This window comes from Thiorhodococcus mannitoliphagus (genome assembly GCF_010915725.1).
Classification (GTDB): Bacteria; Pseudomonadota; Gammaproteobacteria; order Chromatiales; family Chromatiaceae; genus Thiorhodococcus; species Thiorhodococcus mannitoliphagus.
This window is the reverse complement of sequence record NZ_JAAIJR010000030.1, coordinates 1-18,792: the sequence shown is the minus strand read 5'-3', so window position 1 is coordinate 18,792 and position 18,792 is coordinate 1. Positions and strand designations below refer to the sequence as shown.

Genomic DNA, 18,792 nt, shown 5'->3' with positions numbered 1-18,792 from the left:
ATGTTGTCGGTCGGCAGCCTTGGTTTGCTCGCCGGCGCCTTGGGAATGGGAGTGAAGATGGCTTCAAACAAGACCTGGTCGAAGGCGGCAAAGCGGCTCGCCGTTGTCTTGGCGGTGACCTTGCTGGCGCTGGGGTGCTCGGGATCCGGCGAAGATGTCCGTATCGGCTTGTGCAAAGACTTGGTGGTGACTCTGCTACCGAGCGGTGCGGCTCCGGTTTGGACGGAGGCGCGTCCAGAGATGCGGCGGTCGGAAGAGCTGATCGTGCATTTGCGCTTCGATGCCGCGGGAACTGGGGGCGCGCGCAAGGCGATGCAGGCGGCCTGTCATTATCGGCACGATGCTGTCGATGACACCGCGCTCACGCTGGCCAATCCCATGGCGGCCTATTCGACATCGCCTTACCGTATGAGTCTGAACGGCGAGGTCATCGGCAATCCGCGCCTCGCCCAGGCGATCAAGCAAGCGATGATGAAACAGGGGCGCGAACTCCTCGAGCGCGCGCAGCAGGGGCTGGAAGGTGCGGCACGCGCGCTCCAGAACTAGCTTCCGTTAGGAGATGCCTTGGCTCAGGTTGCCCGCGCCTCAGCGTACCTTGCTTTCTTTAGTTTCGGGCCCGGGGTTAGAACCCCGAGCCCAGGCGATTGTCGGGAAATCCCACACCCAGGCGCCGAATCTGAGGTTCACCTTCAAGGAGCGCCGCCGGTGCGATACGGAAGGCGGGCCTCCAGACAAGTCAGCTGGTCAGCTGGCTCACCACCTATCGGTTTTATCTAGCCCTGGCAAACCCGGCCAGGATGGCCTGGCTACGCAGGCTTGGAGCGGCTGTTCCGGTTGATTTCGGGAAACCCATAGGTGTTGAGGTCAGCTGGTATGAGCTTTGACAGAAATCGGCTTAGTAGAGTGCGTGAGAGCGGCTGACGTACTTGGTGAGTTCAACGTGTTGGGCGTTCATCCGCCTCAAGATGTCCTGTCCCACCTTCACGATATTCTGCATGACGTGGTAAACCAGCCAAGGATGGTCGGGCAGCAACTGCTCGAATGCCTCCCGCTCGAAGCTGCAAACCTGGGTGCGCCCAAGCGATCTCAGGGTCGCCGTATGCGGCTGACCGCTGATGAAGCCCATTTCGCCGGCCAGATCGCCAGTCCTGAGGACGTGAATGGTGGTGTAGTCGCCCTTGCCCATCTCGCGAGTGACGGCGATCGCGCCCTCTGTAATGACGTGGAGGCTGTTGTCGATCTTGCCCTCGTGGATCAGGATCTCTTGGTCCGCAAGCCGCCGGCAGCAGGCGATGCCGGCGAGTGCGGACACCTCTTCGTCGCCTAGGCTGGCGGTCAAGCTAGAACGGCGCAGCGAGTCGAAGTCTTGCTCTATGCTCATTTGAGTCCTCAAATATTCTAAATTGCTGATGTACCCGTGAGTGTGGTCCAGAGGCGCCTCCAGGGCAAGCCGGCGCAACTGGCCTGAGTCAAGACTTTGCATTTCTGTCGTTTGCAATAGATAATGGGCGATTACCCCTTTAGCGAGGGGTTACTCCTTGCCTCACCGTCTTGCGCGGGAGGCTGCCAATCCGAAGGGAGCAGCAATGCGACACTACGAAGTAGTTTTTCTGGTGCATCCGAGCCAGAGCGAGCAGGTGGCCGGCATGGTCGAGCGTTATCAGGGCAGTCTGGAGAAACGCGGCGGTGTGGTCCATCGCATCGAGGATTGGGGGCGGCGTCCGCTGGCTTACCCGATCAACAAGGTGCACAAGGCCCACTACATTCTGATGAACGTCGAATGTGATCGTGAGGCGATCGACGAGCTTGAGAATACCTTCCGTTTCAACGACGCAGTCCTGCGCAATCTGATTATCCAACGCAAGAACGCTGTCACTGAGCCGTCGCCGCTCGCTAAGAGCAACGACGAGCGTGAGCGCTCCGAAGGGAGCGACGGCGATTCGAGTGAAGGTCGCGAGTCCAGTGCCAGGAACGACAACGACTGACGCGTCGTTGGTCGAGTGCAACACCTCAAGCTCTATCCACGGAGAGAACCATGTCCCGCTTTTTTCGCCGCAAGCGCTACTGCCGCTTTACCGCCGAAGGCATTACCGAGATCGACTACAAGGATCTCAACCTACTGAAGGCCTACGTCAGCGAGTCCGGCAAGATCGTGCCGAGCCGTATCACGGGGACCTCGGCAAAATATCAGCGCCAGCTCGCACAGGCCGTCAAACGCGCCCGGTATTTGGCGCTTCTGCCTTACACCGACGGTCACTGAGATCCAGCGTCGAGACGGGAGCGGTCCGCCGCTCGGGTGCTTTGAGTAGACCGTCTCTCGGCCGTGAGTCACGACCATGAAGCCGATTGCCAGCTTCATCATGCGGGGCTACTCGCAGGCGACTTTGGTTGTGACTGCGAGCGCGCTCTTGTCACTGCTGTTCCCGCTCTTCGGTCTCATCAGTTCCGGGGCGGTGGGCCTGGTGACACTGCGCAACGGCCCCAGAGCGGGAGGCGTCGTCGTCGCGCTTGCCGCGCTGGCGACGGCCCTGATCTCGACCCTTGCGCTTGGCGCCCCCCTCGTTGCCATTGGCGTTGCGGTCGTCCTCTGGATCCCGATCTGGGGGCTCGCGGCCATCTTGCGCGCCACGCGAGCACTGGGCTTTACCGCGCAGCTCGCTGGCTTGGGCGGCCTGGTGATCGTGATGGTCGTGCACCTGCTGGTCGGAGATCCCTCGGTCTACTGGCAGCAGCTCATGGAGCCCTTGCGCGAGTCCCTGGTCAAGGATGGCTTGATCGAACTCGATGCCAGTCGAGCCGTGTTCGAGCAGTTGTCCAAGTGGATGACCGGGGCCTTTGCGGCCGGACTGGTGCTGCAGTACCTACTGAGTCTCTTCATCGCCCGCTGGTGGCAGGCACAGCTCTACAATCCCGGTGGCTTTGGGCAGGAGTTTCGCGGCCTTTCCATCGGTCGCCTTGCTGGCCTGCTCTTCCTGATGCTGCTGGCATGGGTCATGGTCGCGGGGGGCGGGGGCGCAGCTGCAGACCTCATGCCTGTGCTTGGCGTGCTCATGCTGCTGCAGGGATTGGCGGTCGTTCACTGCCTCGGCCGGTTCTGGGGCCTACACCATGGCTGGCTCGCGGGGCTCTACGTGCTCTTGGTCTTCTTTATGCCGCAGGTCAGCTTGCTGCTGGCCAGCGTTGGCCTGGTCGACACTTGGGCGGACATCCGCACCCGCATCGCGCACCGCGCGCCAGGCGGGGACTGACCGCTTGCGCGACGGCAACCAGATAAACTCTTGAGAGGAATGCGAAAGTGGAAGTAATCCTGCTGAAAAACGTGAGCAACCTTGGCGTGCTTGGCGACAAGGTCAAGGTCCGCGCCGGCTATGGCCGTAATTATCTGCTGCCGGGTGGCTTCGCCGTTGCGGCCACGTCAGCCAATCTTCAGGCCTTCGAGGAGCGCCGCGCCGAGCTTGAACGCGCTGCCGCAGAACTCTTGGCGGCCGCCGAGGATCGTCGTGCCAAGCTTGAGGGTGTCAGCTTGACGATCGCCCGTAAGGCGGGGGATGAGGGCCGGTTGTTCGGCTCTGTCGGCACGGCGGATGTTGCCGAGGCTGCGGTCGACGCCGGCTATGAACTCGACAAGTCGGAGGTGCGATTGCCGCAAGGGCCGTTCCGCGCAGTCGGTGAGTATCAAGTCGCCGTGCATTTGCATCCCGAGGTCGATGTCGAGATCACGGTGGACGTGGTCCCAGGCGACTGAGATCCCTTCAGCCCCGACATCCGTCGGGGCTCTCGTCTGGCGGGCTGCTAGTCTCCTCGTCCACACCCTTTGTGACGCTGCCGGACGATCAAGCTCCTTGATCATGTCTAGCTTTCGCCCTGGTGCGGTTGCGCCCCAGTTCGGGTCGCCGCAGAATCGAAGATTGCAAGCCGTCCGAATCCAGGTCGCATTGCACCTAGGTTCGGTCATTTGAACCGCAAAGGCGCCCAGGACATCAAGAAAAACAAGGGTTTGATTCTTGCGCAGTGCTCAGGCTCTCGATGAGTAGCGTCAGCTGCGCAACGCATTGATTCTCTTTCTTGCGATTTGTTCTCTTTCTCCGCTTTGTGGTTCGGTTGCACTGTTTGAGAGTTCAGACTTCGGGCATCGCTATCGATGCGTCGAACTGCCCGATGCCTTCCCGTCAATCGCTGGCTAAGCCCGCTCTCGCACTGCTCGAGGAGTCATGTTCGAATCAAGCCCGGATGAGATGGTGCCCATGGGCCTCGACGGCACGCCCGATGAGCTGCGCGTGCCGCCACATAACATCAACGCCGAGCAGTCTCTGCTTGGTGGACTCATGCTAGACAACAGTGCCTGGGACCGTGTCGCGGACATGGTGACTGAGGGCGACCTCTATCGCCGCGAGCACAGACTGATCTTCGGTGCCATTGTTCGCCTGGCCGAACAGGATCAGCCATTCGACGCGGTCACCCTCGCGGAGACGCTCGAGCGTACCGAGCGCCTCGAGGATGCGGGGGGGCTGCCCTACCTGGGCATGCTGGCGAACGAGACGCCGAGCGCCGCCAACATCAAGGCCTATGCGCGCATCGTCCGCCAGAACTCGGTCCTGCGCCAAATGATATCCGCCGGCACGGCCATCGCGGATAGCGGCTACAACCCGCAAGGCCGCGACGCAGCGGAGCTTCTGGACGACGCCGAGCGACGGGTATTCGCGATCGCCGAGCAGGAGGCCCGTGGAGGAGGCGGCTTCCAGCCGATCAAGACGCTGTTGGGGATGGCGGTCGAGCGGATCGAGCTGCTCTATCAGCGCGATGAGCCCATTACCGGTCTCGCGACTGGCTTCTCGGACTTCGACATGATGACCTCGGGGCTTCAGCCGGCCGACCTCATCATCGTTGCGGGTCGGCCCTCCATGGGCAAGACCAGCTTCGCCATGAATATCGCTGAGAACGTCGCCATCCAGTCTCAGCGCCCGGTCGCGGCCTTCAGTATGGAGATGCCAGGCGACTCGCTTGCGATGCGCATGATGTCCTCGCTGGGTCGGATCGATCAGCACCGGGTGAGAACCGGCAAGCTGGAAGACGATGAATGGCCGCGCCTCACGTCAGCGGTGAATATCCTGGCGGGCGCCTCGATGTTCATTGATGACACCCCCGCGCTCTCGCCGACCGAGGTGCGTGCCCGGGCACGGCGTCTCAAGCGCGAGCAGGGCGACCTGGGGCTCATCGTCTTGGACTATCTCCAGCTGATGCAGGCGCCCGGCGTGGGCGAGAATCGTGCGACCGAGATCTCAGCCATCTCCCGATCCCTCAAGGCTTTGGCGAAGGAACTCAATGTGCCGGTGATCGCGCTCTCTCAGCTCAACCGCAGTCTGGAGCAGCGTCCCAACAAACGCCCCGTGATGTCGGACTTGCGTGAGTCGGGCGCGATTGAGCAGGATGCCGACCTCATTGTCTTCATCTATCGGGATGAGGTTTACAACGAGGACAGCAATGACAAAGGTATTGCCGAGATCATTATCAGCAAACAGCGTAATGGCCCCATTGGAACCGTCAGGCTCACCTTTCTCGGCAAGTACACCAAGTTCGAGAACTATATCGGCAACTACTATGGCGAGGGAGGCGATTGATCTCGGTGTGTCAGGCGCCTTTGCGGCTAGGCACCCAAGGGTCGCGGCAGGCTGTGCTTGAAGAGGCGCGATCGGCTGTTGGTGAAGGCGGTTTGTGACAATAGGCTGTGATCCGAGCGTCCGTCCGGACCGGCGCTCGGCCCCTGATCGAGCCGAGTCATAGAGTGGAGCCTGATGGCGTGTCGCGCATTTCGAGCATGTGGTCCGCCTCCTGACCTGTCTTCCGTCGGATTCGACGTGCCTGGTGATGGTCATGCGGGCGAACCGCGTTGCGCATCCGCGTTGGAGGTCGGAACAGCCTGACTCCGCCAATGCAGCATTGCGTGCGGCTGCGGTGCTTTGCTGAACCTGTCCCGCTGACGGGGACACGTATTGACCTCCGAGCAGGTAACTGCCCCCGCTATTTCTTGAGTTCGAAGCGCCGAATGGGCGGCGGCTCGTCGCCGGCCCCTTGAGATATTCGGAGCCGATCGTTGGATCGCTCAGTCGGTTGCAGGGGCATCGCGCAGCGGACCGGCGGTGCGACCTGGAAGCGGCGTCCCGCCGTGATCGCGCGCCCTTCGCGGCAAGGGTTCCGCTCCCACCAACCTTGAGGTCTTTGTGAGGCGTGCGACCGCGAGCTTGCAGGTAAGGAAGTGTCCATCAACAACTTCCCCCCTTTCGCAAAGGGGGGGCAGGGGGGATTTCGGGCGGCATCGCGCGCATCGCGAAACAAATGATGGGCATTTTCTAAGGGTGTTCGTTCGTGGGGTCTCAGGGGCGCGCTTGCGATGCTCTATGGGGCCTGCCTTCGAGGTCAAGCCTCTTGCTTCGCTAAGCTCAAGGATGGGGCGTTGCAGTCTTGGCTGCACTCTTATTGTGCGACTCGGATCAAGTATTGTGCGGCTGGGATTATGCGTATGATCCTTGCTAAGGATAATATTTTATAAAACATAGGCTTGTATTTTATGTTCTGACTCCGTGTGGCGGTGTGAATTTTGCATTGCACTATTAACACAGGCCGCGTTTCAGGAGCCGCTTTGCCATGTTTAGACAGTTTCAATCCAATGGCGGCGCACCGTTGCTGGACCGTTCCGAGGGTCCACCCATGGCCTTCCATGAGTTCTACCGAGACGACTTCCGTCCGCGCGAGCACTATCTCCCCATGTGGGAGCACCTTCAGCGTGTTGGCCAGAAAGGTCTGGCCAACAAGGCTAGGGACGCGCAGCTGGCGCTGCACAACGAAGGCGTGACCTTTACCCTCTATTCGGACGAGGGTAAGGGGATCGAAAGGGTCTGGCCTGTCGATATTCTTCCGCGCATCATCACGGCGCAGGAGTGGCACCCGATCGAGGCGGGGCTCAAGCAGCGCGTGCGTGCCTTGAACCTCTTCCTCAAAGATCTCTATCACGGGCAGCATATCTTGAAGGACGGGGTTGTGCCGCCCGAACTCATCTATCGCGGCAAGGATCTGTGCCGCGAGATCATGGATGTCGATCCGCCGGGTGACATCTATATCCACATCAGCGGCGCTGACCTGATTCGCGACGAGGAAGGGCGCTATCTCGTCCTAGAGGATAACCTGCGTACGCCGTCCGGCGTCTCCTACATGATCGAGAACCGCGTCATCGAGCGGCGCATTCTGCCGGAGCTGTTCTCGAGCTATCACGTCCGACGGGTCGAGCACTATCCGGATCTCTTGCTGCAGTCACTGCGCGACCTCTCGCCGCGCGGCCCAGAAGAGGCGGTCGTGGTCGTGCTGACGCCCGGGATCTTCAACGCGGCTCACTTCGAGCACAGCTTCTTGGCCCGAGAGATGGGCGTCGAGCTGGCCGAGGGGCGCGACTTGGTGTGCAAGAACGACAAAGTCTATCTCAAGACGACTTTGGGCTTGCGCCAGGTGGATGTCGTCTATAGACGGATCGACGACGAGTACCTCGATCCCTTGGTGTTCAGATCGGATTCGGTGCTTGGGGCGGCAGGACTCATCAACGCCTGGCGGGCCGGTCATGTCGCCCTGGTGAATGCGCCTGGGACAGGAGTCGCCGACGACAAGGCCGTCTACGCCTATGTGCCGGACATCATCCGCTACTATCTCGGAGAGGCCCCCATTCTGCAAAGCGTGCCGACCTACCAGATGACGGATCATCAGGATCGCACCTATGTGCTCGACAACATGGAGAAGATGGTCGTCAAGGCCGTTGCCGAGTCCGGTGGCAAAGGGATGCTGATGGGACCTAACTCCACGGCGGCGCAGCGCGACAAGTTTGCCAAGAAAATCGTCGAGGATCCTCGCCACTATATTGCGCAGCCAGTCGTGCAGCTCTCCCGACACATCTGCTACCTGGACGGAGAGCTGGAATCACGCCACCTTGATCTGCGGCCCTTCTGCATCTATGGCAGCGACATCGAGGTGGTCCCCGGCGGCCTCACGCGCGTGGCCGTGACGCGCGGCTCCCTGGTCGTCAATTCCTCTCAGGGCGGCGGCAGCAAGGATACCTGGGTGCTCGCAGACTGATGTTGAGCCGAATTGCCGAGTCCCTCTACTGGATGGCGCGCCACCTGGAGCGCGCCGACAACACTGCGCGGGTATTGGACATCAATGTCGTGCACATGCTGGAGTCCGACGAGGGGCTAACGGAAGACGCGCAGTGGCGGCCGTTGCTCACCATCGTCGGAGCCGACGAAGTCTACCAAGCCCTCTATCCGGACGGGCGCGCTACGGTTCAGCGCGTCATCCATCTGCTCACGCAGGATCCGAGCAACCCGGGCTGTATCCACAACTGCTTGAGGCTGGCGCGTGAGAATGCGCGCGCTGCGCGTGATCGTATCTCCAAGGCCATGTGGGAGAGCCTCAATGAGTTTTGGCTGGTCGCGGACGAGCATCTTGGGGCCAAGCTTCCACCCTGGCGTGCCGCCGAGCTTTACAGCTTTATTCATCGGGAAGTTGCGACCTTTCTGGGTCTAACCGAAACGACCATGATGCGCGGCGAGGCGCATAGCTTCGTGCGCTTAGGCTGTCTGCAGGAGCGGGCCGACATGACCGCCCGGATCCTGGACGTACGTTATCATCTGCTGCTCCCGGATTTGAGCCTGGTCGGATCACCTCTGGATTACTATCAATGGGGCGCGCTCCTCAAGTCGCTGTCTGGCTTCGAGTCCTACCGCCGCCGCTATCAGAACGGGATCCGTCCCATCGATGTGGTTGAGTTTGTGATGCTCAACCCGGATTTCCCTCGCTCCATCACCTACTCTGTGAATGCGCTTGAGCATGCCCTGACGCGGATTGGCTATCCGCCCGATGGCGCGACTCCGTCCGCCATTGCGGCACTGCGTCAGCAGGTCGTCGGGGTGGAGCCGGGTGCCATCATCGAGTCCGGTCTGCATCAATACCTAGAGGAACTGCTCGAGCGTTTGTCAGTGCTTGGCGATGCCCTGCAAAGCGACTATTTCGAGGCCCATCCGGGGGATGTTTCGTGAGGTATCACATCGAGCGCGCTCATTACATGCGATTCAGTGCCCCAGCGCGCGAGCATCACATCCAGATTCGGCTGGCCCCGTGGCACGATCAGACCCAGTCCGTCATTCGAATGGGGCTGAAGGTGGATCCGGAGGTGCATGCTGCTGCCGCCTATGATGGTTTCGGCAACCTCTTTCATCACTTCGCCATCTTGGCGGCTCACGACGAGCTGAGGTTCAAGATCGAGGCCGAGGTCGAGACGCGTTGCGCCAACCCATTCGATTTCGCGCTGATACCAAGCGAGCGGGAACTGGCTTGGATTACCGAGCGTTTGCACCAGGCACCGCGGCTTTGGGATCTGATCCTGCATCGCAGCCTAATGACGCCAGCGCTCCCGGGGGAGATCGACGGCCATCCTGTGCCTCGCTTGCAGGAAGGTCAGCAGTTGATCGACCAGGTCCAAGCCCTGATGCGCTGGACCCGCGACCTCATCGCCTACGAGCCAGCTAAGGCCGAGCGGGCAGCTGAGCTTGCCTCGGCGCTGGATGCCGGAGCTGGCAGCGCCGAGGATCTCGCGCATCTGCTCATCGCGGTCACTCGCCAATGGCAAATTCCGGCTCGCTTCGTTTCCGGCTATCTGGATGCAGCCTATTTCGAGTCGGGCACCTGCGAAGACGGGGACCCGCCCCCTCAGCAGCTGCATCACTGGGCCGAGGTGCTGATCCCCGGCACTGGCTGGATCGGCTTCGATCCTGCCTTGGGGCTTCTGGCCGACGCGACCTATGTGCGGGTGGCGGTCGGTCGGGACGCGCAAGACACGCAGCCGATCAAGCAGAGTTGCCGTAGTGAGGGGATGGCCGCGGAGGTCGACGAAAGGCTTAGCGTTTCTCGCCTCGGCGCGTCCTAGAATGCCTGAGCTGTCGGCCTAAGGTCTTGTATTCGAAGCGTCTGCCTAAGAAGCTGTCTGGAAACTCGTAGGGGCGAATTCATTCGCCCTCGATACCTGCGCGGGTGGGTGACTGAACTCAACACCTATCGGTTTCCCGAAATCAACCGGAACAGCCGCTCCAAGCCTGCGTAGCCAGGCCATCCTGGCCTGGTTTGCCAGGGCTGGAAGCCCTGGCTACATAAAACCGATAGGTGGTGAGGTGACTGAAGTCGCCCCTTGTACCCGTCCATTTAGGCCTCGACGATGGTTTGCAGACAGCCTCTAAGAGTCGCTGCGCGCGAGCAATCACCAGATCGCTCATGGTCGAATCGCTGAAGATTGGCAGAACCGCATTGCAGCAACTGGTGCGGCGCGCTGCTTGACAGTCGCCGGACTAGTTCTCCACCTTCGATGCGCCTGTGAGTTCCGCGAAGCGCACGCCTCTGAGACCGCCGATCTCGAGACTGAGCCGCTCGGTCTCGGTCGGCATCCCGCGAATGATGATGGTTTCCAGGCAATCGTGGTGGTCCATATGGACATGCGTCGTCGCGACCACATGCACATACTGTCGATGCTGGATGTCCAGGATGTGCTGAGTCAGCTCGCGCTGATGATGGTCGTAGACGATCGTCAGCACACCGGCAACTTCTTCTTCTCCAGGCTCCCAAAGATCCTCGACGACTTGATCATCCTTTCGTTGCGCCAGGCAAAGCCTGGAAGGAGAGGAAGATAGCGGACGGATAAGCGAATCGGAAACTCCTTGTTGCGGCCCACCGGGTGAAAGTCCCGAGCCGGTAAGGATTGGCCATCCACCGGAACCGAGTGTGGCGTGGTTCGGGAGTGATCCCGGCTGCGAAGCGAACACAGGGGGCGTGTAGGCTGTGTGATGGAGCCCCGAAATTGATGCCAGCGGAGCCGACGCATTCGGAACAGCGGAAGGCAACAGTCTCGGCATTGTAGTGGCCTGATGTCGAGACTCCGCCGGGGTCTGAGAGCAGGGCATGCACGCACGGGTCGCCCAGGAACCTGGGAGGGCTCAGTCGTTCCTTGTCAGTGACGCGGTGCGGGCGCCGCCTAAGAAGCCGCCCGGTGCCGATCGCTTGTGCCTATCTGTAGTCAGGGCTTCTAGCCCTGAGATCGTCAGGCCAAGATGGCCTGACTACAGAGTCAGCTTTGCAGCCGGCCGGAACGATGATCAAGGCTATCCTCGACGATGCGCTCTCGGATCAGGTCGCGGACCAGTTCGGAGCGCGAGGCCATAGCCCTTATTGACGACGCGCGCATCAAGCGCCTCGAGGAGCGGCTTGGGTAGGGAAAGACTGAAACGGATGGTTTCGTCCGCGCTCGGCATGGGGGGCAGGTGTAAGTCTAGAACTCAGATCCTTCTACAAAAAATGCCTCGACGCAACGGCGACGAGGCATTTCACTGCGGCTAGTGACGACAATCAATGCGAGAAGGCATCGATGTCAGCATGGTTGTCTTGCTGGACCGCTTGTACTTCAACGATCGGTTCTTTGGTCGCTTCGGCCGCGAGCCGATCTTTTTCTGGCATCACCATGGTCGTTTGAACGCCACCGACCAGAACTGCTACTGCTGCGAGGATTCCTAGAGCACCCATGTTACTTCTCCGTTCAGGTGTGTTGACTTCATGGTTTGTTATTATATAAGCAATTTCTAATTTAGCAAGCGACTTTATGTGGCCGAGGTCGCGTTTTCGGAACACTGACTGAGGGGGTGCGGGTTGACCCAACCCGATCGCTGGCGCATGTGGACCTGGTGCTTGTTTCTCCGCTCAGGCGCTTCGGCAAGAACCTGGATAGCGCGCGCCTTTGCGTGACGCGTTCCGACAGGCGTCGAGGAGGTATCGCGTCTGTGATCTGCGTCCTGCCGTCCGCGCAGGCTTTGGCGGACAATAGTGGACGATCATGTCGGATGAGGCCATCAACTCAGATCCGGCAGCTGGAATCGCAAGTGCACCAAGGACGCTAAGAAACACAAAGATTTCTTGCGTGCGGGCGGTTCACCCCGCAGGTGAGTCCGGTGCCGAGACGAGACATTGAGATCCTCGCTCTTCGCGGTCTAACTGATTATTTTTGGATCAATCACAAGGAGTTCTGAGCGTCATGACCACAGCGCCCGAGTCTACCCTGGTTGGCCGTATCGTCGACATTACAGGTGGCTGCCTCGTCGCCACCTTGTTCCCTGGCGAAGAAGGCTTCGAGTCCGCACGGACGCTCGGTGACGAAAGTCTGCCGATCGGGCAGTTGGGCAGCCTCTTTGAGATTAGGGACCGCTCGGGTCATGTCTTGGCTGAGGTGTCTCGAATCGTCGAGGATACGCGGATCACGCGCACCACCAAGGACAATGGCTCGGGCGGGCCGCGCTCGGCGACCGCGCGCGAGCGGCGATTGGAGCTGACGCCCCTCGGAGAGATCAACCCGGATGGGCGACTGGAGCCTGGCGTCGCCCGTTATCCGGTAATCGGTGCCGCGGTTCACCTCATTCCGAGCAATCGGTTGGCTGCGCTCATCTCGCGCAAGACGGAGGGCGCGCTCGAGTTGGGGCGTCTCTCGGTGCGGCCGACGCTGAAGGCCTCTCTAGACCCCTCGGCCTTGTTCGGCCGGCATCTCGCCATCTTGGGCCAGACCGGTGCTGGTAAGTCGTGGACACTCTCCAGTCTCATGCAGAGCGTCGTCAAGGGCATGCCGCGCTCCCACATCGTCATGCTCGATCTCCACGGTGAGTATGGCTGGAAGAACAAGGATGGCATCAAGGAGGGTATTTTTCCTCCTGGTTCGGCACGCTATATCGACGCCCAAGAACTCGAGATCCCCTATTGGCTGCTCACCTATTCCGAGCTGGTCGATCTCTTCGTCGACCGCACGGATGCCAATGCTACGGTCCAGATCGCCTTCCTGCGCGAATCCCTCTACAGCCTGCGTAAACAGTCCAACCAACACATGGGGCTGGATCGGCTGTCGGTCGACTCGCCGGTGTACTTCCCGATCGAAGAACTCTACGCCAAGTTCAAGAAGGCCAATGAGGAGAAGCTGGAGTTCGGTAAGATCAAGGGCCCGCTCCATGGCGCCTTCGACGATTTCCTGGTCCGTTTCCAGTCGCTATACAACGACGGCCGCTACGACTTTTTCATGCGGCCGCGTAAGCACAACAGCTCGGCGACCCTGGAGAACTTGCTGCGCAACTTCGTCGGTCTGGGTGAGCAGAAGAGCCAGGTGACGGTGGTGGACCTGAGCCCTGTTCCCGTCGATCTGCGCCCCGTGGTGTCCGCCCAGATCGGGCGTCTGGCGTATGAGTTCAATTACTGGAATCCTCGTCGGCACGAGTTCCCAATCCTGCTGGTCTGCGAGGAGGCGCACCAATATATCCCGAACGATGCGGATACTCGATTCGTCGGCACGCGACGCGCCATGGAGCGTATCGCCAAGGAGGGGCGTAAGTACGGCGTCACGCTTTGCATCGTCAGCCAACGTCCGACCGAGCTGTCGCAAACCGTGCTCTCCCAGTGCGGCAACTATCTCTGTTTGCGTATCTCCAATGCCGATGACCAAGAGTACGTGCGGCGGCTCTTGCCTGAGGGCGCCAAGAATCTGGCCGACATGCTGGCTTCCTTGCGACGCGGCGAGGTGCTCGCGGTCGGCGATGCCTCGCTGTTGCCAGCGCGCATCTTGGTTCATCCGCCCGAGCCGGCGCCGGCCAGCAATGACGCGCCGCTCTCCAAGAGTTGGCGCGAGGGTCCGGATGATTTGGACGTCGCCGACATCATCAATCGGTGGTGGAGCCAGGTTCGCTAATAAGGGCGAGCGGCGCCGGCATCAGCCAGGCTCCCAGGATCCGATCCTCGCAGTCGGGCGGGATCGATCGGCGCGTCATCGTGCCTTGATAGCCAGCGGGCGTGGCTGCCCTTATGCTTGATGTTTTCTCGCCTCGGGCCTTCAGCCTCGGCGACTCGCAGGTTGTTCTCAAGCTATGGACGACGGGCGCTCAGCATCGCCAAATCCTTCGCCCTTTCTCTGGCTGGTCTTGGCCCTCCTGGTCTGTGGTGTCTTCGTCACCCTGGGCTATAAGCTCTGGCCGTTGCTCTATCCCGAGGTGGCGGAAGTCGCCGAGATCAATAGGGGGTGCGATCTGCGCCAGGGGGCCTGCGAGGTCGTCTTCGGCACTGGCGGCAGCGTCGTGCTGGATATTCGGCCGCGGGGGGTTCCTCCGGCCGTCCCCTTGAGTCTGAGCCTGGAGGTGCAGGGGCTTGAGGTCGAGTCCGTCGAGGTCGATTTCGCGGGCGTCGATATGTACATGGGCTTCAACCGGATCGCCCTCAGCGAGCGCTCACCGCGTCACTATGAGGGGCGGGGCATGATCCCGGTGTGCGTGCGCGACCGCATGACCTGGGAGGCGCGGGTGCTGCTGCTGACGCCCAGGGGGCTGCTGGCCGCACCCTTTCGCTTCGATACCGTGCGCTGATTGGGCCGCAAAGGCTGGCGCTGAATCGTTACCAACTGAGTATGCGACCGCAGGCAATGCGACCGCTTGGTCGCTACTCGAGATCATGGTCCCCGTGCGGCAATTCCGATGGGGTATGCGCGTGGTCGACTGGCGTGCCTGGGGCATGCAGATGCACATGGGTGTGATAGTGGCTATGGCCATGCCTGTGCAGGGTGGCTTCGCACAGCCGGCCGTCGGTCAGCTCGAGGGCACGCGTCGAGAGGCGCTCGAGGAAGCGCCGGTCGTGCGAGACCATGATCATCGCCTGAGGTAGGGCGGCAAGATGGTCGATGAGGCGCTGCTCGGTCGCTTCGTCCAGCCCGTTTGTCGGCTCGTCGAGCAGCAGCACCGCCGGATGCATCGCCAGCACGGTTGCCAGGGCCACCATGCGCTTCTCTCCCGCGGAAAGCCGATGGGTGACGCGGTCCGCGAAGCCGGACAGTCCAAGCTGCTCGAGGGTGTCTAGCGCATCCTGCCGCGCCTCGGCCGCCGAGCGTCCAAGGTTCAGCGGGCCGAAGGCGACGTCTTCCAGCACCGTTGGGCAAAAGAGTTGATCGTCCGAGTCCTGAAACAGCAATCCGACGCGTGCGCGCACCGGGTGAAAGTCGCGCTCGGTGCGGCGCTCGGCATCGAAGACGCGTATCTGCCCTGAGCTGGGACGCTTCAGCCCGACGATAAGCTGGAGCAGGGTCGTTTTGCCTGCGCCGTTTGGCCCGATCAGGGCGACGCGGTCCTCGGCATGGAGCTTTAGGCTGAGGTCGTTGAGGACGCGGCGATCCGGGTATTCGAAGGTGATGTGGCGGAGTTCGATCAGTGGGCTGCTCATCGCTGCACCAGGTCCAGGAGGGGAAGGGCGAGGAGCAGGACGGTGAAGCCCAGGGCCGCGATCGTATCCTTGGTCGCCCAGGCCGTCGAATCCAGCAGATAGAGTCGACCATCGAAGCAGCGACAGCGCATGGCGGCGAGCACCCGCTGGGCGTGGTCGAGGCTGCGCACCAGCAGCATGCCCATGAGCCAGCCGTAGCTGCGCCAGGTATGGCTGTCACTGCGCGGGACGAAGGCGCGCGCGCGCATGGCTTGACGCAATCGTCCGAGTTCCGCGTGCAGCAGATGGATCTGGCGCACCGTCATCAGCAGCAGGTGCGCCAGCTTTTCCGGAGCCCCCAACCGGGCGAGCGCATGTCCAAGCACGATCGGCTCCAGGGTCCCGACCAGCGCCAAGAGCGCGAGCACCACGGCATTCGCCTTGAGCAGGATGAGGGCGGCGAGGTGCAGGCCTTCGGCGCTCGCCGTCAGTGGGCCAAGCCGGAGCACTGTGGTACCGGGCGTCGTAAAGGGCAAGGTGAGGAGCAAGATGAGGACAAAGCCTTCCAGCGCGAGCAGGCGTTTGCCGAGCGCTCGCGGCTGCATGCCGGCCGTCATGGCGAGCGCAGTGGCGCAGACTAAGGCGGCTGCTGCGCCCGCGATTGTCGCTAGGCTGACCGTAACCAAGGCGAAGGCGATGGCGGCGACGATGCGCAGGCGCGGATCTCGCTCGCTCATCCAGCCCTTGGCCTGCGGCGATAGCAGGAGCGCAGTCACGGCTTTCGCTGTCCCTCTTGGCGGCTGCGCCACCAGAGCGCCAGGCCCGTGATTCCCAGGATGTAGCCGATGCCGCCCAGGACGTCGGTCAGACGGGCGGAATCCGCCGACGCTGCGAGCTGCTCGCGCAGCGGACGGATTTGGCGGGCGACGGCCAGCTCAATGGCCGAGACCAATCTCGGGTCTAGGGGCGCACTGCCGGGCTGATCCGTGCCCGATGATGTCGAGGCTGCCTTGTCTGCCGCCGCCTCCTTCGTGTCTGGCGGACTGGGGATCTGACTTTGCTCGCCCGCCGGTCCAGCTCGATCGATCTCCTGGTCGGCTCCAGTGGCGGACCCTTGCGGAAAGGCGGGGGCGAGTTCGGCCGCAGAAATGCGCCATTCTGCTTGGTGTCCGTCCGCAGACTTGGCGACAACGACGTAATCGCCGGGTTCACGGGCGACATAGTTGAAGCTGCCATTCTCATCGGGCAGGAGCGTGGCGAGTGTTTGCCCCGCAATGTCTTGGATCAAGATGGTCGCGCCGCTTGCCTTGGCCCCTCCGGCGAAATAGGCGCTGCCTTGGATGCGGTCCCCGACCGCAGAAGCGAACACCTTCAGCTTGTGGGCGCTTGCCGTCTCAGGTGCGCTCAGGCCGCCGAGGACGAGCGCCGACGAGAAGACGGCCATGCGGACGGCTTGGCGCTTAGCGCGGAGCATCTGTCCATGAGCCGCACCCCCAGATCGGGCGCGGCGCTGTCGGGCGCTGGGGGCGTCCAATGAGCGCCCGGTCCGTGATGCTTGGAGGTGTCCGCGCTCATCCCGGTTTCTGAATCCTGACCAGATGCTGTCAGATGTTGTCGAACTCATGGAGTCTTCAAGGTGCGGCATGATGCCTTCCCTCGCGGTCTAGGAACTCGGGGGCGACACGGCTCAGGAAGGCCATGATCGTGGCGGTGATCAGGCCCTCGACGAGGGCGAGCGGGATATAAACGGCGACGAGGATTTTTGCCGCTGGCACATAGGCTTCGCCGCTCAAGCCCAGACTCATGGCAACCATGACGCCGGTGAGCAAGACCCCGAGCAGACCCGCCAAGAAACCGATCCAAAAGGCGCGTCTTGGCGTTGCCCGACCCTTGAGCCGGGGAGCTAAGAGGGCGGCGCAAAAGAGTGCCGGAAGGGCGACATTCATAGTGTTGACGCCAAGCACCAGCACCCCGCCAAACCCAAAGAAGGCCGCTTGCAGGATAAGCGCGACAAGCAGGGCGGGCACGGCGGTCCAGCCCAGCAGAAGACCCATGAGGCCGTTCAGCAACAGATGGGCGGTGCTTGGACCCAGAGGGACATTGATGAGGGATGCGACGAAGAAGGTCGCGGAGAGCACCGCTGCTTGCGGCAGCCGGTCATAGTCGAGCTGGCGCAGCGCAAGGCCGATGAGCCCCAGACTGACCACGCCGCCAGTGATGAGAACCGGGGCCGAGAGAACGCCATCGGGAATATGAGCCAAGTTTGCCGCTCCGCTAACGCATGTCTCTAACCTGCACCCACATCAAGGCGCCAGCCTCGACTGGAACGCTATCCCCGTCCGGGCTCTTGAGCGGCGTATCGCCTTCCAGCAAGGCGGCGAAGCCCCACCAGCCAGAGCGCGGCATGGCATAGCTGAAGACACCATTGGCGTCGGTCTTCACGACCTGGGTGATGTAGGGATCCGAGGGCGGCGTGACGCTGCCGTCATTGCGCCATTCGACCTCCACTGCGGCAAAGGGCACGGGCTTGCCGTCTTGCTTGACGATGCCGCGAAAGAGGTTTCCTGTCCAAAGTCCATAGGGCCTGACCAAGGGGATGATCTCGACCGGCAGCCCGATCTCTTGATCCCAGCCCTGCTCCGCGCCAAAGGCATCCACAATCACCTTGGTGTAATGGACGATCATGACGCCCTCGGCCGGCTCCCAGTAAGGGGCAGGCTCCACGAAAAAGATATAGTCGCCCGGCAGCTCGGCCCGATACGTGGCTTGGAATGTCCGCTTGCCGTCGGTGCCGCCTGGCCGCAGCCGGTCGATCAGGTCTTCTTGACCACGCGGACCCATGACCCCGAAACGCCTTGGCGCCGCCATGGACATGACCGGACCTTGCTCCATGGGGTGGGTGAACTTCAGGCTCAACGCCAAGGTGTTTCCGGTCTCGGCCGTGAGAATGTCCGTGGACGGGATGAGTTCCTGGAAGTGCGCTTGGGCGCCGCAGGCGGCCATGAGAAGTAAGCTGAGCAAGGCCTTGCTCAGCAGGGCGCGCGTCCCGTATCGCATACCGTCGATCCTCGTCGTTCGCTCAATGAGTATGACTGGATTCTTCTAGGTAATACTCGGCGCTGTCAAGCCGGGCGCGCGATGAGCGTGGCAAATTCACCGCGTCGCATGAATTTCGTGCTCCGCAGTATCAGAAGAGTGGCCGGATTTGGCGGGCTAGCCGAGAGCACTCTGCGCCGTCCGCGGCCGGATGAGCCTGAAAAGCGCCGTGTTGCGTCCAGCACTATAACGTCACGAACCCCGTGTAGCTGGACGATCCTGCTCTGTGAATCTTCAAATAGAGCCTCTTTGCTGCTACTACTCCTGGCCAGGCTCACGGTGATCGGATTTGTCGCAAAGCAGGCCTTAGAAAGCGTCCATCAACAATTTCCCCCCTTTCACAAAGGGGGGCTAGGGGGGATTTCGGGCGGCATCGCTCGCATCGGGAAACAATTGATGGACACG

The 18,792-nt window shown here is 61.6% G+C and carries 19 protein-coding genes; 11 read left to right on the top strand and 8 right to left on the bottom strand.

The window, feature by feature from the left end:
* The first annotated feature begins 57 nt into the window (after positions 1 to 57).
* Positions 58 to 546, top strand: coding sequence for a hypothetical protein (locus G3480_RS09400; protein WP_164653618.1), 489 nt, complete (start codon positions 58 to 60; stop codon positions 544 to 546).
* A gap of 349 nt (positions 547 to 895) precedes the next feature.
* Here the strand turns inward: G3480_RS09400 and G3480_RS09395 are convergent, their stop codons facing one another.
* Positions 896 to 1,381, bottom strand: coding sequence for a cyclic nucleotide-binding domain-containing protein (locus G3480_RS09395; RefSeq protein ID WP_164653617.1), 486 nt, complete (start codon positions 1,379 to 1,381; stop codon positions 896 to 898).
* 205 nt (positions 1,382 to 1,586) lie between these two features.
* Between G3480_RS09395 and rpsF the strand changes: the two genes are divergently transcribed.
* The 8 genes from rpsF (at position 1,587) to G3480_RS09355 (ending at position 9,964) form a co-directional block, all read left to right on the top strand.
* Positions 1,587 to 1,985, top strand: coding sequence for a 30S ribosomal protein S6 (rpsF, locus tag G3480_RS09390; protein WP_164653616.1), 399 nt, complete (start codon positions 1,587 to 1,589; stop codon positions 1,983 to 1,985).
* A 50-nt stretch (positions 1,986 to 2,035) separates the two neighbouring features.
* On the top strand, positions 2,036 to 2,260 hold the full coding sequence (rpsR, locus tag G3480_RS09385; RefSeq protein WP_164653615.1) for a 30S ribosomal protein S18: 225 nt from the start codon (positions 2,036 to 2,038) through the stop codon (positions 2,258 to 2,260).
* A 76-nt stretch (positions 2,261 to 2,336) separates the two neighbouring features.
* Positions 2,337 to 3,248, top strand: coding sequence for a YybS family protein (locus G3480_RS09380; protein WP_164653614.1), 912 nt, complete (start codon positions 2,337 to 2,339; stop codon positions 3,246 to 3,248).
* Between the two features lie 47 nt (positions 3,249 to 3,295).
* Positions 3,296 to 3,745 carry a 50S ribosomal protein L9 gene (gene rplI, locus G3480_RS09375; RefSeq protein ID WP_164653613.1) on the top strand — a complete coding sequence of 150 codons (450 nt, stop codon included), beginning with the start codon at positions 3,296 to 3,298 and terminating at the stop codon, positions 3,743 to 3,745.
* 466 nt (positions 3,746 to 4,211) lie between these two features.
* Positions 4,212 to 5,618 (top strand): replicative DNA helicase, encoded by a 1,407-nt coding sequence (gene dnaB / locus G3480_RS09370; protein ID WP_206171629.1) that lies wholly within the window; start codon positions 4,212 to 4,214, stop codon positions 5,616 to 5,618.
* Between the two features lie 1,024 nt (positions 5,619 to 6,642).
* Positions 6,643 to 8,115, top strand: coding sequence for a circularly permuted type 2 ATP-grasp protein (locus G3480_RS09365; protein ID WP_164653612.1), 1,473 nt, complete (start codon positions 6,643 to 6,645; stop codon positions 8,113 to 8,115).
* The gene (locus G3480_RS09360) at positions 8,115 to 9,077 is read left to right on the top strand and encodes an alpha-E domain-containing protein (RefSeq protein WP_164653611.1); all 963 of its coding nucleotides are present in this window, start codon (positions 8,115 to 8,117) and stop codon (positions 9,075 to 9,077) included. The genes G3480_RS09365 and G3480_RS09360 overlap by 1 nt, the downstream gene beginning before the upstream one ends.
* A complete protein-coding gene (locus tag G3480_RS09355) occupies positions 9,074 to 9,964 on the top strand; it encodes a transglutaminase domain-containing protein (protein ID WP_164653610.1) in 891 nt (296 codons plus the stop codon). The genes G3480_RS09360 and G3480_RS09355 overlap by 4 nt, the downstream gene beginning before the upstream one ends.
* Before the next feature lie 415 nt (positions 9,965 to 10,379).
* Here the strand turns inward: G3480_RS09355 and G3480_RS28940 are convergent, their stop codons facing one another.
* A complete protein-coding gene (locus G3480_RS28940) occupies positions 10,380 to 10,940 on the bottom strand; it encodes a hypothetical protein (protein ID WP_276611689.1) in 561 nt (186 codons plus the stop codon).
* Positions 10,941 to 11,430: 490 nt separating this feature from the next.
* Complete coding sequence (locus G3480_RS27640; RefSeq protein ID WP_167752462.1) at positions 11,431 to 11,604, bottom strand: hypothetical protein; 174 nt, start codon at positions 11,602 to 11,604, stop codon at positions 11,431 to 11,433.
* Positions 11,605 to 12,109: 505 nt separating this feature from the next.
* Here G3480_RS27640 and G3480_RS09345 point away from each other — a divergent pair.
* On the top strand, positions 12,110 to 13,798 hold the full coding sequence (locus tag G3480_RS09345; RefSeq protein WP_164653609.1) for an ATP-binding protein: 1,689 nt from the start codon (positions 12,110 to 12,112) through the stop codon (positions 13,796 to 13,798).
* A gap of 175 nt (positions 13,799 to 13,973) precedes the next feature.
* Positions 13,974 to 14,465 (top strand): hypothetical protein, encoded by a 492-nt coding sequence (locus tag G3480_RS09340; protein ID WP_164653608.1) that lies wholly within the window; start codon positions 13,974 to 13,976, stop codon positions 14,463 to 14,465.
* 73 nt (positions 14,466 to 14,538) lie between these two features.
* On the opposite strand, the gene G3480_RS09335 is transcribed toward G3480_RS09340, so the two are convergent.
* From G3480_RS09335 to G3480_RS09315, 5 genes are all read right to left on the bottom strand, one after another.
* The gene (locus G3480_RS09335) at positions 14,539 to 15,312 is read right to left on the bottom strand and encodes an energy-coupling factor ABC transporter ATP-binding protein (protein WP_164653607.1); all 774 of its coding nucleotides are present in this window, start codon (positions 15,310 to 15,312) and stop codon (positions 14,539 to 14,541) included.
* The gene (cbiQ, locus tag G3480_RS09330; RefSeq protein WP_338114102.1) at positions 15,309 to 16,067 is read right to left on the bottom strand and encodes a cobalt ECF transporter T component CbiQ; all 759 of its coding nucleotides are present in this window, start codon (positions 16,065 to 16,067) and stop codon (positions 15,309 to 15,311) included. The genes G3480_RS09335 and cbiQ overlap by 4 nt, the downstream gene beginning before the upstream one ends.
* A complete protein-coding gene (locus tag G3480_RS09325; protein ID WP_164653606.1) occupies positions 16,064 to 16,765 on the bottom strand; it encodes a carboxypeptidase-like regulatory domain-containing protein in 702 nt (233 codons plus the stop codon). Before G3480_RS09325 ends, cbiQ begins: the two co-directional genes overlap by 4 nt.
* 157 nt (positions 16,766 to 16,922) lie before the next feature.
* Positions 16,923 to 17,552: a cobalt transporter CbiM gene (cbiM, locus tag G3480_RS09320; RefSeq protein WP_164653605.1), complete on the bottom strand. Its 630-nt coding sequence runs from the start codon at positions 17,550 to 17,552 to the stop codon at positions 16,923 to 16,925.
* 13 nt (positions 17,553 to 17,565) lie between these two features.
* Entirely contained in the window at positions 17,566 to 18,348 is a 783-nt protein-coding gene (locus G3480_RS09315; RefSeq protein ID WP_164653604.1) for a DUF4198 domain-containing protein, read from the bottom strand.
* Positions 18,349 to 18,792 lie beyond the last annotated feature (444 nt).